Raw genomic sequence first — 12069 nt, 5'->3', positions numbered from 1 at the left:
CGGCGCGCTGTCGCCAGACAGGGCGATGAAGGTGACGTGTTCGCGGCACAGCCGCTCGATACCCCGGCTGCTGACAACACCCTGAGCATAGGCACAGAGGATGACTTTGAGCAGCATGCCCGGCGGATAGGCACTGGCACCATGTAGATCATTACGGTAGCGACTATCGAACAGCGACAGATCGAATTCGTGATCCAGCAGGTGATGCACCGCGTATTCAAAACTGCCGGGCAGCAGCTGTTTTTCCAGATCCACCGCGAGAAATCTCGGGCGGGTGTCGATCACCTTGTAACGGGCCATGGCACTTTCCTGTGGGGGGGCTGCAGCTTGGAGCCTTGATATCCCATTTGATTCACGGCAGGATGCGCGGATGAAGATTATTTTTCTACAGCTTCGTTATCCAGCATGAGAAATCTCAGCATGACTATAGCCGTCCCTCGCTCACTAGCACGCTCAGCGCTTGGGCGTTTTGCGCTCCTACTTGTTGTCAGCGCCGCCGTTGTTCCTTGCGCAGAAGCTGCGCAGGAGGTCGTTCCGGCAGCAACCGCGCGGTCCTGCGTTGCTGGCAGCGAGTACAGTGGCTCGGCCAGACGCCAAGTGCCTGTGGAGGTGTGGCAACGCGACTTCACTCGACAGATCGACGGCTCGCTGCCGCTTTCCGTGACAACCGCTTTACACAATCTCGCAAACGATTTCACGCGCCGCGCTCCGGCGACGTCAATAGCAGTGGCGATCCCAGGAGTAGGCCGGTGGGCGACTTCGCAAGGTGTGTCTCACGCTAGGCGTAAGGCTACCTTGCCACCCGACGCTCGATTTCAGGTAGCTAGCACTACCAAGACACTAACCGCAGCGGCCATCCTGCAAATGGAAGCAGAGGGCACACTGCTCACTTCTTCGTCCATAGAACCGTGGTTCCCTGACGCGCCGAACGCGAGAATCACGACGCTCGATCACCTGTTACGTCACACGAGCGGCCTCATCAGTTTCAACGCGCTTCCTTCGTGGACCCTGGACTACCGGCAGCCGCGTGAGGCTATTGCGATGGCCGAGGCGGAGCCGCCGCTGTTCTGTCCGGGTTCGAACTTCGCCTATTCGAACACGGGCTACGCGATGCTGGGCGTAGTGATCGAGGACATCGATAAACGCCCACTACATCAGAGCTTTCAAGAACGGTTCGCCCGCCCGCTTGGCCTGAAACATACCTCGCTCCGACATCCGGGTGATGACATTCCGGCTGTGTCTGGACACTCGGGTGGCGCGCCGGTAGAAGTGGCCGACCGCTACGCTACGCCGTTCGCCGCCGGCGGACTTGCTTCTACGGCGGAAGACCTTGTGACGTTCTGGCATGCGCTCCTGAGCGGCCAGATTGTCTCGTCGGCGACTGTGCGCACCATGTTCACGGATCTCGCGCCGATGGATGCGGGTGGTCAGATATTCTATGGCCGCGGAGTTCAGTTGTATGACGTACAACAGGGTCCGGGCCTGATGCTGGGACATAGCGGCGGTATCACCGGCTTCGCGAGCGTTGTTGCCTACGTTGTCGCAGATGACATGTACGTGTCCGTTGTCTTCAACGATCAGACGATACCCGCTGAAGCTGGTTTGTGGGCCGTGGTACGCGCTGTCCGCGCGTCGAGACACGTCGAGCGTTAGGGGCCATGTCGCGCCGATGCTGGCTAACAACCGGTTGCAGCGGACGGCCCGCTGCGCGGCCCGCCGCTGAACCGGAGCGTTGAGGCTGTAGAAAAACCCGTTTTTCACCGAATTTTCAGCAAACAAAAGGGGTATCGCTTTGAAATTACGGAATGAACCTAACTACGCGCTCAACTTCGCTCCCTTCAGTCGCCGGAGGCTCTGATTGTGAGCATGTTGTGCAGCCTGTATCGAATCACCCCCGAACAGGTCGAGAAGCTGAAAGCCTTCCCTGACGCCGTCGGCGAGTTGGTTGGATTATTGGCACCACCACCGAAGAGCAGTTTCCTGTCAAAACTCTTTGGAAAATCCGCGAAACAACCGCCTCCTTCAGCGCGGAGGTTCGAGGCTATCGTCGAAACCGACACATTCGAGCTCAATCAAGCGTGGCACATATTGCACTTTCTGTTTTCTGGCACCAATGCGGAAGCCCCGTGGCCCAGCGGGTTCCTCATGTCCGGGGGCGAGGAGATCGGGCCTGACCTGGGCTATGGCCCAATTCGTCTCCTTGTCCCCGAGCATTCGCGTGCTGTCGCTGTTTTTCTCGAAGCTCAATCGTTCAAACTTATGGACGCAGCTTACGTTGCTAGCAAAATTGAAGCTGCCGAGATCTATTGGAAAGCCTCCGACGATGAATCCGAGCGGCAGCAGGAAGTGGAAGAACTGTGGAGTACGGTCAAAGAAATCCATGTCTTCTTTGAGCACACGGTGCAAGCAGGCAATGGAATTCTCGTTTCCATCTACTAAAGTGACGCCCAGCCCTTCGGCGTCCCCTTAACTCAAACGTTGGGCATCTGAATTACTACTCGTTGAAGGAATTTGAATGAAAATCCAGCTCATAGGAATAGTGGTTGCTGCTTTCACGGCTTCGAATGGCACTCTTGCAGAAGACTGCTCAAGGGCAAGAAATGCAACCCAGCAGGACATCGCGAAAGGTGAGTCGGTCGCACTTCTGAATGCCATGGCGACGGCTTGCAAGTCCCAGAATCCAGATAGTTTTTTTCGCCTTCAAACTAGCAGTGCACAGAAACTAAGCGCAGGCGCGACCGATAAGACACGTCTACTTAAGAGCTACTGTGAATTCACGGCCGAAGCGATCAAGACCCTTGGTGGCGGCACCGATGCGGGAGTGCACTCCATTGGGCCCCACAAGAATAGGATGAAGTGTGGAGCCCCTGCATCATTCTGGTTCATTCACACAAAGGACGGCACACTTGCCCTAAGGCTGGCGGTGGCTGTTGAGTCGGGTAGTTTGAAAATCGATACGCATTGACCCAGCTGCCCAACCCTTCGTTGCAGCCGACCCGCACCAGCTGCGCTGGCTCGGTCGGCTGAACTCGAACGTTATGCGCTTAAAACAGAGACAGCCCCATGACCGAACACGAGAAATTAAATTACGTTGAGTTTCCGTCATCTGACTTGCAGTCCACGAAATTATTCTTTGAAAAGGCTTTCGGATGGTCGTTTATAGACTACGGCCCCGAGTACACGGCATTTTCTGGACAAGGCCTCGACGGTGGTTTTTTCAAGGCCAACTTGTACTCCAGCACATCCAATGGCGCAGCACTATTAATTTTCTTTAGCAGTAATCTTGAAAACACACTTCTTAAAGTTACCGACGCCGGCGGAAGAATTGTTAAACCGATATTCAGCTTCCCTGGAGGCCGTCGCTTTCACTTCACAGAGCCAAGCGGCAACGAGTTTGCAGTTTGGTCCGGAGTTGGCGCATAACAATGCGCTCAACTGCCGCTCGCTCCGTTCGCTGGACGTCCAAAAGCTGCGCTTTTGGCCGCCCGTTAGCTTAATCACTAGCCATATCAGGAGAGTCCGTGCAAAAAATTGACCTCAAAAAAGACTTGAAGCATTTATACCAGCCGTCAGCCAAGGATGTTGTTCAAGTCGACGTTCCGAAGTTCAACTTCCTGATGAGCGATGGCGAAGGCGACCCCAATACGTCACAGACCTATGCCGAGGCAGTAGAAGCCTTGTTTTCAGTGTCATATACGGCCAAGTTTATGGTCAAAAAAGGTGGGCAAGCATTGGATTATGCCGTTATGCCACTGGAGGGTCTTTGGTGGGCGGACGACATGTCCGCTTTTGTCGAAAATGACAAGTCCAAGTGGAAGTGGACAATGATGATGATGCAACCATCCTTTGTTGGTGGCGAAACTATTGATGCAGCAATTGCCGAGGTCCGGAGGAAGAAAAGCTTACCTGGTCTCTCAAAACTACGGTTTGAATCGTTTACAGAAGGTCGCTGTGCGCAAATTCTGCATGTTGGCCCGTTTTCTGAAGAAGGGCCAACCATTGAACGAGTTCATGCGTTCATAGACTCTCGTGCGTCCCGAACTGGCAAGCATCACGAAATTTACCTTAGCGATATTCGGCGGGCAGACCCCAAAAAATGGAAAACGATTATTCGTCACCCTATGGTGTAGCGGCTAACAGTTCGCTCAAGCAAGACGGTCGCTATTGGGCCCGCCCCTTAGCTTTGCGTTATGTGTCAGTTGGTTTTGGAGGGAATGGGTGATGCCGAACCAAAGTCTGAATGCACGTATACCGGCTTACAAAAGCGCATTTTCCAGCGGAGAACTCCAGAGAACCTATCAAGATTTAGTTGGTATTGTTCAAAATTTAAGGACTGAATTCTCAAAAAAATACCAGGGTGAATTCTCGGTTGCGAACATTCTGCATGGCTATATAGATTTCACATACTTTTACTTACAAAACGATTATCTCAAGAGTAAAAAGCTAAAGCTCGCATTGGTTCTCAACCATAAAAACGCAAACTTTGCGTTGTGGCTTCTTGGACAAACAAAGGATGTTCAGATCCTTTACTGGATAAAACTAAGAGAAGCGAAGTGGGTTAATAAGGAGGCGATGCCGGAGTATTCAATTTTCGAAATTTCTCTACTTTCTGCGCCAGACTTTGATAATGCAACAAAGCTATCGGAATCCATTCACAGTCAATTTAAAATTCTGTTGCAGGAAATTTTAGAAACGCTGGAGTCATGCGAGTAATGCCACATAACCCTGCAGTCGAGCGGGACAGCCACAAGCTGCGCTTGCGGTTCCCTTCGCTTCGCTCTGGCTGCCCCTCACTTCCACGTTGGGCATATTCATGGAAAATCAGATTGTGAAAATAATATCAGCGCTTTTTTGCTTGTTGCTGTCGGTTTCGGTTGGCGCGTCCGACAACCTAAATGCAGCGCGCGCGGTTTTTGAACGATATAAAACACTTGAAGTAGCGTTTGACTCAAACATTGTAGATCTCTATTCCGACAATGCTGTCATAAAAAACAAACGAACTTATCCAACAGGTCAAGTTCGCGAAATGAGTTTGCCAGCTCCGAAGTACAAGGAATTAATTCGAGGTGCCATGCCTCTAGCAAAAGCGAAAGGCGATTACAGCACTTATTCAGAAGTCGAGTTCATTGCTGAGGGCAATGGCGTTCGTATGAGCGCAAAGAGATTCTCGGTGTTAAAAAAATACACTAGCAACTTTTCTATTCTATTTACTCCAAACGAATCAGGTCAGTGGCTCATAGTTGAAGAGCTATCGGAGTCTCAACCATTTTAGCCCAACAAGGCGTTCAAAGCCGCTTACGCTACGCTCCAGCGGGTCCTTTAACTTGTCGTTGAGGCTGTAGAAAAACCAAAATATATCAATGAAATCACGCCACGACCTGCCACTATTTCACCACGAGCTAAAACAGCAGCAGATTCAATATGGCGCGATTCAAACCGATCCACAAAGGCTTAAAACTGTTGCCGGTCGATTTTGACCGGCAAGTCATTGCCGGCAATTTTGAATATGCGTTGTGCCATCTGGTCGATCATGAACTCGATCTTTCCGCCTTTCATGCGCGACAAGAACGATACTGAAGGCGCTTCTGCATTTGACCCGGCCGTGCTGATTCACATTATCCTGCTGGCCTACAGCCGGGGCATCGTCAGCAGCCGCAAGATCGAAGCGACGTGTCGCGAGAATGCGTTGTTTATCGCCGTCTCGGGAGACAGCCAACCGCACTTCACCACGCTCGCGGCCTTTGTCTCCACCATGGGCGATATGGTCGCCAAACTGTTTACCCAGGTTCTGCTCATTGGCGATCGCCAAGGCTTGATCGGGCGCGACATGTTTGCCATCAATGGGGTCAAACTTCCAGCCAATGCCAGCAAAGCCAAATCGGGCACGCGCGCCGATTTGCAACGGTGGCGCCGGTGTTTGGCAACCTGCGGGGCAACAAACGATCGCACCGTTTTACGCTGCGCGGAAAAGCCAAGGCCGATGGGCAATGGAAGCTGTACTACCTGATGCACAATATTGAAAAGCTGGCGAACCATGGCTATACGCAGTAAAGCGATGAAAATCGCGCATCATTGCGACTACACAGCCCGGCTCAGCCGCTCCGGGTTGGTTTGGGCGATGCGCAATGGATTCAACATCAAAACGAGACACCAAATTGGCATTTGAAATTCAGTTCAAAAAATGATGCCGACACTGAACTGCACGTTCAGAATCGGTTTTTTCTACAGCGTCATTAGCCCACACAACAACTGCCGTAGCTCAACATGGAACAGAATTCCACTCCTTCAGCCGACTACATCCGTTCACTCGAGTACCAGCGAACACAAGCCTTGGTTCAGCGGGATGTCGAGTTTGCAAAGCGTCTTCACTCACCGCAGTACCAACTGATCACACCAAGTGGCAAAACCTACTCGCTAATAAGCTATCTTGAAGACATAGCGTCAGGCGAGCTACGCTATGAAGCCTGGGAAATTGGCCCCTGCGAAGTGCGACTGTCACCGTCTATGGCAGTCATTCGCTACAAAGCAAAGCTCCTGTTCACATCTGGAGCGGTTCATTGCTGGCACACAGACACGTATGAACTACAAGGTGACGCTTGGCTGGCGGTATGGTCCCAAGCCACAGCCATCAAGCATGCAGGTCAGTCCGCGTAGGCCTCCAACTCGTGGCCCAGCACGGGTGTGGCCTAACCCCTCCGTCAAGGGGACGTCGAACGTTGGGTGTCACAAACAACTCGAGGATATGACCAATGATTCACCAGGCGACACTATTGACCTGCACGTGTGGACAGGTGGCGTTAGCGATTCAGGGCAAGCCAATCATCAGCGCTGAGTGTCTCTGTGCTGATTGCCAGAACGCGGGGGCGTTTTTGCAATCATTACCCGGTGCACCACCCATACTGAATCAAAGCGGTGGCACACGGTTTGTGCTTTATCGAAAGGACAGGGTTTTGTGCGAGAAGGGTCGGGATCGTCTGCGTGAGCATCGGTTGTCAAAGGCGTCCGCAACGCGCCGCGTAGTCGCAATATGTTGCAACACGCCGATGTTCTTGGAGTTCACCAATGGTCATTGGCTGAGCATTTACGGTGGCCTCTGGCCCGCTGCGGGCCTGCCCGCACTCGAAATCAGAACAATGACCCGCAGCCGACCTCCGGGTGTCATACTTCCAGACGATGTGCCCAATCCCAGTACACATACCTTTTCCTTTTATGCAAGGCTCTTTTTCGCTTGGGCGGCCATGGGTTTTCGTGCGCCAAGCATCGATTTTGTAAATGGAGGTCTGGATGCGAAATGACACCGAAAAGATTGAAATCGAGAACGTAAATTCTCCGGGCCGCGTCGAACGCGTGGATCGAGCCAAGTACTTGGCCATGAAAGAAGCACTGCTCTCGGTGTTGCCCAAGACATCACCGGGATTAACGGTAGGCGAGGCCAAGGCCGGAATTCTCCCGCTGCTGCCACAGTCGCTGTTTCCCGAAGGTGCAAAGGCGGGATGGTGGTTGAAAGCAACGCAACTTGATCTCGAAGCCAAGGGCGTCATCCAACGAGATGATACCAAGCCTTTACGGTTGCGCTTGTCGACATGAGGCGGGCTTTGATACTTCTTATTCTGTCACCCGAGTGTACCGCCCAACAAGTTATTGCGCGGACACGCTAAAGCGCGCCGCTGAATTCGGGCGTTCGGCCGTCTCAAAATCTCACAGGTGCCAGCTATGCAATCAAAAGATCATTGGGAAAATGTGTATTCCACCAAGTCCACGACGGAGGTTAGCTGGTTCCAAGAACACGCCGCGCTGTCCTTGAAGCTGATTCAAAATTCCGCTGTGCCTCTCTCGGCTGAAATCATTGATGTCGGGGGTGGCGCGTCAATGCTGGCCGATGATCTCTTGGGTAGTGGCTTCAAGAACCTTACTGTTCTTGATCTATCCGGCTCCGCCTTGGCAGCCGCAAAGGCCAGGCTTGGTCTACGCGCCCAAGAGATCAAATGGTTGGAAGCAAACGTTCTTGAGGCTGCATTGCCTTCGTATCACTACGACGTATGGCACGACCGAGCGGTTTTTCACTTCCTGACAACGCCCGAAGAAAGATCAGCATATGTCCAGAAAGTACTTAGCTCGGTAAAACCTGGCGGGATTGTCATCGTCTCAACATTTGCAGAAGACGGTCCAACAAAATGCAGTGGTTTGCCGGTCATGCGATATAGCGCTAGTCAACTACACGCAGAGTTTGGCCAGCCATTCGCGTTAATCAGTCATGAGCGTGAGGAGCATCACACGCCCGGCGGCCATGAGCAAAAATTTGTCTACTGCATGTGCCGTAAAGTTGCCCAATAACCAGCGGGCTAACCTTCAGTCAACGTTAATCCGCTTCAGACATGAACATAATCGCCCGCAAAGCTGAGACCAAAGATCTTGATGGCATCCTCGTGCTTTATCGGGAACTGAGGCCACACGATCCAGAACTTGCGCCCACCGTCGCTGAAGATATCTTCGCGAATCTTCTCAGCCAAGGTTATGTGCACGTTCTTGTTTGCGAAGCCGAAGGAATTCTGGTGGCCACATGCACGTTGGTCACGATCCCTAATCTAGCGAGTGGCGCCCGTCCCTACGGTGTCATCGAACACGTCGTCACGCTGTCGGCCCATCGCGGCAAAGGATATGCACGCATTGTCCTTGATCAGGCGCTCTCTCTAGCTTGGTCACTGGGTTGTTATAAAGTCATGCTCCTGTCCGGAGCGCAACGCATTGAGGCACACAAGCTCTATGAGTCAGTTGGGTTCAACGGCGATATTGAGCGCGGATTCGTCGCCAAGCCAACGGGCACGGCTTCACCTTTCGGTCAACGTTAGCCGTCGCTATATGGTCTCTTTCTCTTCCGTTGATCAGTTTCGCGCCATATTCTGGAATCACACAGGTTTTGAAGTCACATCACGCTCGACAGAGAAGATTGTTCTCACGTTCGAGGCAGTTTCAATTGACGGCAAAGCACCTACAAAAGTCACAATAGCGTTTCTCCAGCCCAGCAACGAATGGGCATCGCTATGGAATGAAGCTGCTCAAGAATGGGTAGATCATTCTGATCAAATACATCCAATTGGTAAAAGCATAGAAGACGGCTTCGTAAAACAGGTTCATCAGTTCAAATTCAGTTTTGGTGGGCACCATCAGTTGGGTTGGTCGCGCTGGGGGTTTACTGCAATGTCATTTCAAATTGTCACGTAAGCAACGCAACGGCTAACGTTCCGATCAAGGCCGCTCTGGCCTTCGGCCTCCGCTGGGTCGCCCGCAAGGTGGCCCTTTACCTACGAAGTTAGGTAACTCAAGGAAACGCAATGATTAAGCAAGTTGGCGAAACAACTATTCACCCCAAACACAAAGCATCTTGTCATTGCGGAAGTGTCGTGCTCGAACTGGATCTGCCAAATGGCATCGAAAACCCAAGGCGCTGCGATTGCTCAATCTGTCGCCGTAAAGGAGCCATAGTCGCATCAGTAAAACTCTCTGGTATTAAAATTTTGCAGGGTGAGGATAAGCTACGGCTCTACCAATTTAATACTCACACTGCCAAACATTACTTTTGCAATGTTTGTGGAATTTATACTCATCATCAACGTCGTTCCAATCCGGAAGAATATGGCTTCAATGCCGGGTGTTTGGAAGGTGTCAATCATCCAGCAGATCGGAAAACCATTGCCTAACTGTCAAGTCCTGGTTTTCTCTTGTTTCGGTTTCGGGGTAACATCGCCAGCAGTGGCTCTGGTAGCGGTTTGAAGCCCTACTTATAACCCGCACTGGTAGCGGTGTGCAGGCCCGTGCCTTCGTGGCTGTACAGGTCAACCCGCCGGCTACGGCAGGCGTGGTGGCGGTGTGCACCCTTTGGCGTCTGGTTCCGTGTTCTGCCACCGCTTGTGGTCCAGCCAAGTGTCGGGTCCAACCAGTCATTCCAGCGTACGGCCTGTGGCGCCCGCTGAATTCACACGTTAACTACCGAACAACCACAGTCAACTCAATAAATGGAGAATTGAAGAATGCAAACACACCGCGTGGCCACCGCCATAGCCTTCGCCGTCGGCGTGCTCACGACACCGGTCGCAATCGCACAATCGAACGCGACCGCACAAATTAAAAAGGCACCATTCCCGGAGGTCGTTGATACTACGCACGCGACCAAAGGCGCGGCAGCGCTTTTTCATTCATTCTTCACGGCGAAGAGCCGGCATGAGGTGGATGCGACGATGGATCACTTTTCGAAGACAACGCTGACATACATCGACGCTACGGTTGGATGGCCGTTCTATTCTCATGAGGCGTTCAAGAGCATGTTTGCGGAGCACATGCCGAAATGGCCGCCCTCGGGCCTTTCCTATCCGACCCGTATACTCGGGGACGAGCACAGCGCCATAGTGGCCTTCACTGACACGCCGGAACTGTTTGGTAGCGAGATTCGCATCCTCGCCGCGGTCGATATCAAGGATGGCAAGATTGTTCGCTGGATCGACTACTGGGACGGCAGAAGTTTCGGTTCCGAGCAGGCAGCCCAAATGCGGACGCCGGCTGACAAGTTCCCGACGGATTTCAAGGAGACCTCAGTCCAGGGTAATGCTTCGGCGAAGATTCGGGACGTGGCGAGCAAGCTGAACACCGCCATGGCAAGCCAGGACGCCAAGGGCGCTGCAGCGCTTTTCAGCAACGACGCGGTCTATGAGGATCTGGCGCTGCGCACGCAGATTCTCGGCAAGCTGGCGATTCAACGTTATCTTGAGCGCGGACTTGCGAAGCTGCCTACAGGGGGTGGTTCGTCGCTGCTCCACGTTGTCGGCAGCGATATGGGTGGTGGTTATGAATGGCGGGCGGGGCCCGCTTACCAGACGACCGTGCGCCGCGGCATTACCGCCATCGCGCTTGATAAGGACAGCAAGATCACGCGCCTCACCAGTGTCTGGGACGGGGCAATGGTTCCAGACGCCGACATCAAGGGATTGATGACACTGTCGCTTGAGTAGCGAACACTCTGGGCTAATCAGCCGATACAGCGGACGGGCCATGGAGAGGCTCGCCGCTGATCGGCAGCATTAGAAGTTACGTTCCATACACCAGGGCTATCGTCACCGAGTGCTGCCCACATCGCTTACTCGTATCACCTTTTGAACCACGCCGATCACTACAGCACCCGTTTTTTCCGGGCTGTTTAGTTAACACGATAGGCCACACAGGCCAGCATTGGGACTAGATCATGAAATTCAAGGCAAAGGTTGTTCCATCCGGCAACGCGACAGCAGTTGAAGTTCCCAAGGAGGCTCTTGAGCAGCTGAACGCTGGAACACGTCCGCCCGTCGTGATAACAATCAACGGGCACAGCTGGCGGAGCCGAATCGCAGCAATGCGGGGCATGCACTTGGTCGGTATCAGTGCAGCCAATCGCAAAGCAAGCAAGATATCCGAAGGCGATCTTGTAGAAGTCCTGCTTGAACTTGACGTTGAACCACGAACGGTCGAAGAACCAGATGATGTTGCATCTGCGCTAAACAAGCACGAGGCGTTGCGCACAGCCTTCGAGAGCTTGCCGTTCGGCCTTCGGTGCAAGCACATCGCGAGCATCGAAGAGGCAAAGTCGCCTGAAACCCGCTTACGCCGAATCGCTAAACTACTCAGCGAGCTTGAGCAAAGTACGGCCTAATTCCTCCTATATGGACTCCCCCACAACACAAGGGATTGATCGTTTTTGTGGCTTGCGGGGAAGGCGTGCTGTCGTATAACCGACATCTGATGTGGGTTCTGTGTGACCCGTGCTGACATGGATTCGGCAATATGAAGCGCCAATCGGTACAACCGGTAGGTAAGTTTCCGGAGGGGTGATCAGCGTCTGATCGTGCGAATTGCTTCCTTTGGGGATCAATCTCTTCGCAACGCTGGGATAAAGCTTCTTCCTGCTGATTCGGTTCAAGCTGGCCTTACAGTGGTAGCCTGCTGGAGCAGGCGCTTAAAAAATCAGGTTGGCGCGGCCCGCGAGAAACGGGGGCGCAACGCCTGCAGCAGGTTCTTGATCGTGGACGCGCAGAGTGTGAAGAA

18 protein-coding genes and 2 pseudogenes are annotated in these 12069 nt (G+C 53.0%); 19 read left to right on the top strand and 1 reads right to left on the bottom strand.

The genetic code is table 11. The features are described from left to right. A partial coding sequence (locus tag FFS57_RS23590; protein WP_137940286.1) for a transposase occupies positions 1–300 on the bottom strand: 300 nt, incomplete at its 3' end. Positions 301–405: 105 nt separating this feature from the next. Here FFS57_RS23590 and FFS57_RS23585 point away from each other — a divergent pair. The 19 genes and pseudogenes from FFS57_RS23585 to FFS57_RS23500 all read left to right on the top strand — a co-directional run. Then, positions 406–1653 carry a serine hydrolase gene (locus FFS57_RS23585; protein ID WP_137940285.1) on the top strand — a complete coding sequence of 416 codons (1248 nt, stop codon included), beginning with the start codon at positions 406–408 and terminating at the stop codon, positions 1651–1653. Between the two features lie 213 nt (positions 1654–1866). Next, the gene (locus FFS57_RS23580) at positions 1867–2439 is read left to right on the top strand and encodes a YfbM family protein (RefSeq protein WP_249384139.1); all 573 of its coding nucleotides are present in this window, start codon (positions 1867–1869) and stop codon (positions 2437–2439) included. 76 nt (positions 2440–2515) lie between these two features. After that, positions 2516–2965, top strand: a complete 450-nt coding sequence (locus FFS57_RS23575; RefSeq protein WP_137940283.1) for a hypothetical protein — start codon at positions 2516–2518, stop codon at positions 2963–2965. A 98-nt stretch (positions 2966–3063) separates the two neighbouring features. Beyond that, positions 3064–3423: a VOC family protein gene (locus tag FFS57_RS23570; protein WP_137940282.1), complete on the top strand. Its 360-nt coding sequence runs from the start codon at positions 3064–3066 to the stop codon at positions 3421–3423. Positions 3424–3521: 98 nt separating this feature from the next. Then, positions 3522–4130 carry a GyrI-like domain-containing protein gene (locus tag FFS57_RS23565; protein WP_137940281.1) on the top strand — a complete coding sequence of 203 codons (609 nt, stop codon included), beginning with the start codon at positions 3522–3524 and terminating at the stop codon, positions 4128–4130. Positions 4131–4221: 91 nt separating this feature from the next. Further along, positions 4222–4713 carry a DUF7000 family protein gene (locus FFS57_RS23560; protein WP_137940280.1) on the top strand — a complete coding sequence of 164 codons (492 nt, stop codon included), beginning with the start codon at positions 4222–4224 and terminating at the stop codon, positions 4711–4713. Positions 4714–4813: 100 nt separating this feature from the next. After that, complete coding sequence (locus tag FFS57_RS23555; protein WP_137940279.1) at positions 4814–5272, top strand: hypothetical protein; 459 nt, start codon at positions 4814–4816, stop codon at positions 5270–5272. Positions 5273–5421: 149 nt separating this feature from the next. Continuing rightward, positions 5422–5905, top strand: a pseudogene (locus FFS57_RS26320) (transposase); the annotation flags it as partial. Beyond that, positions 5878–6051 carry a transposase gene (locus FFS57_RS26315; RefSeq protein WP_502705939.1) on the top strand — a complete coding sequence of 58 codons (174 nt, stop codon included), beginning with the start codon at positions 5878–5880 and terminating at the stop codon, positions 6049–6051. The pseudogene FFS57_RS26320 and the gene FFS57_RS26315, both read left to right, overlap by 28 nt. Positions 6052–6264: 213 nt before the next feature. Next, positions 6265–6654, top strand: a complete 390-nt coding sequence (locus FFS57_RS23545; RefSeq protein WP_137940278.1) for a nuclear transport factor 2 family protein — start codon at positions 6265–6267, stop codon at positions 6652–6654. 95 nt (positions 6655–6749) lie between these two features. Then, entirely contained in the window at positions 6750–7295 is a 546-nt protein-coding gene (locus FFS57_RS26310; protein WP_249384138.1) for a GFA family protein, read from the top strand. Beyond that, positions 7285–7587: a DUF6958 family protein gene (locus FFS57_RS23535; RefSeq protein ID WP_137940277.1), complete on the top strand. Its 303-nt coding sequence runs from the start codon at positions 7285–7287 to the stop codon at positions 7585–7587. Before FFS57_RS26310 ends, FFS57_RS23535 begins: the two co-directional genes overlap by 11 nt. A gap of 126 nt (positions 7588–7713) precedes the next feature. Further along, positions 7714–8334 (top strand): class I SAM-dependent methyltransferase, encoded by a 621-nt coding sequence (locus FFS57_RS23530; RefSeq protein ID WP_137940276.1) that lies wholly within the window; start codon positions 7714–7716, stop codon positions 8332–8334. A gap of 41 nt (positions 8335–8375) precedes the next feature. Beyond that, a complete protein-coding gene (locus FFS57_RS23525) occupies positions 8376–8849 on the top strand; it encodes a GNAT family N-acetyltransferase (protein WP_137940275.1) in 474 nt (157 codons plus the stop codon). A 10-nt stretch (positions 8850–8859) separates the two neighbouring features. Beyond that, positions 8860–9222: a hypothetical protein gene (locus FFS57_RS23520; RefSeq protein ID WP_137940274.1), complete on the top strand. Its 363-nt coding sequence runs from the start codon at positions 8860–8862 to the stop codon at positions 9220–9222. A gap of 110 nt (positions 9223–9332) precedes the next feature. Continuing rightward, complete coding sequence (locus FFS57_RS23515; protein ID WP_137940273.1) at positions 9333–9698, top strand: GFA family protein; 366 nt, start codon at positions 9333–9335, stop codon at positions 9696–9698. Between the two features lie 330 nt (positions 9699–10028). Beyond that, positions 10029–11003, top strand: a complete 975-nt coding sequence (locus FFS57_RS23510; protein ID WP_137940272.1) for a nuclear transport factor 2 family protein — start codon at positions 10029–10031, stop codon at positions 11001–11003. Between the two features lie 230 nt (positions 11004–11233). Continuing rightward, positions 11234–11677, top strand: coding sequence for a YdeI/OmpD-associated family protein (locus FFS57_RS23505; RefSeq protein ID WP_137940271.1), 444 nt, complete (start codon positions 11234–11236; stop codon positions 11675–11677). Positions 11678–11958: 281 nt separating this feature from the next. Beyond that, positions 11959–12069: pseudogene (locus FFS57_RS23500) on the top strand (IS5/IS1182 family transposase); the annotation flags it as partial.

This window comes from Chitinivorax sp. B (genome assembly GCF_005503445.1).
In the GTDB taxonomy this organism is placed as follows: Bacteria; Pseudomonadota; Gammaproteobacteria; order Burkholderiales; family SCOH01; genus Chitinivorax.
This window is presented reverse-complemented; position numbering and strand designations above follow the sequence as displayed.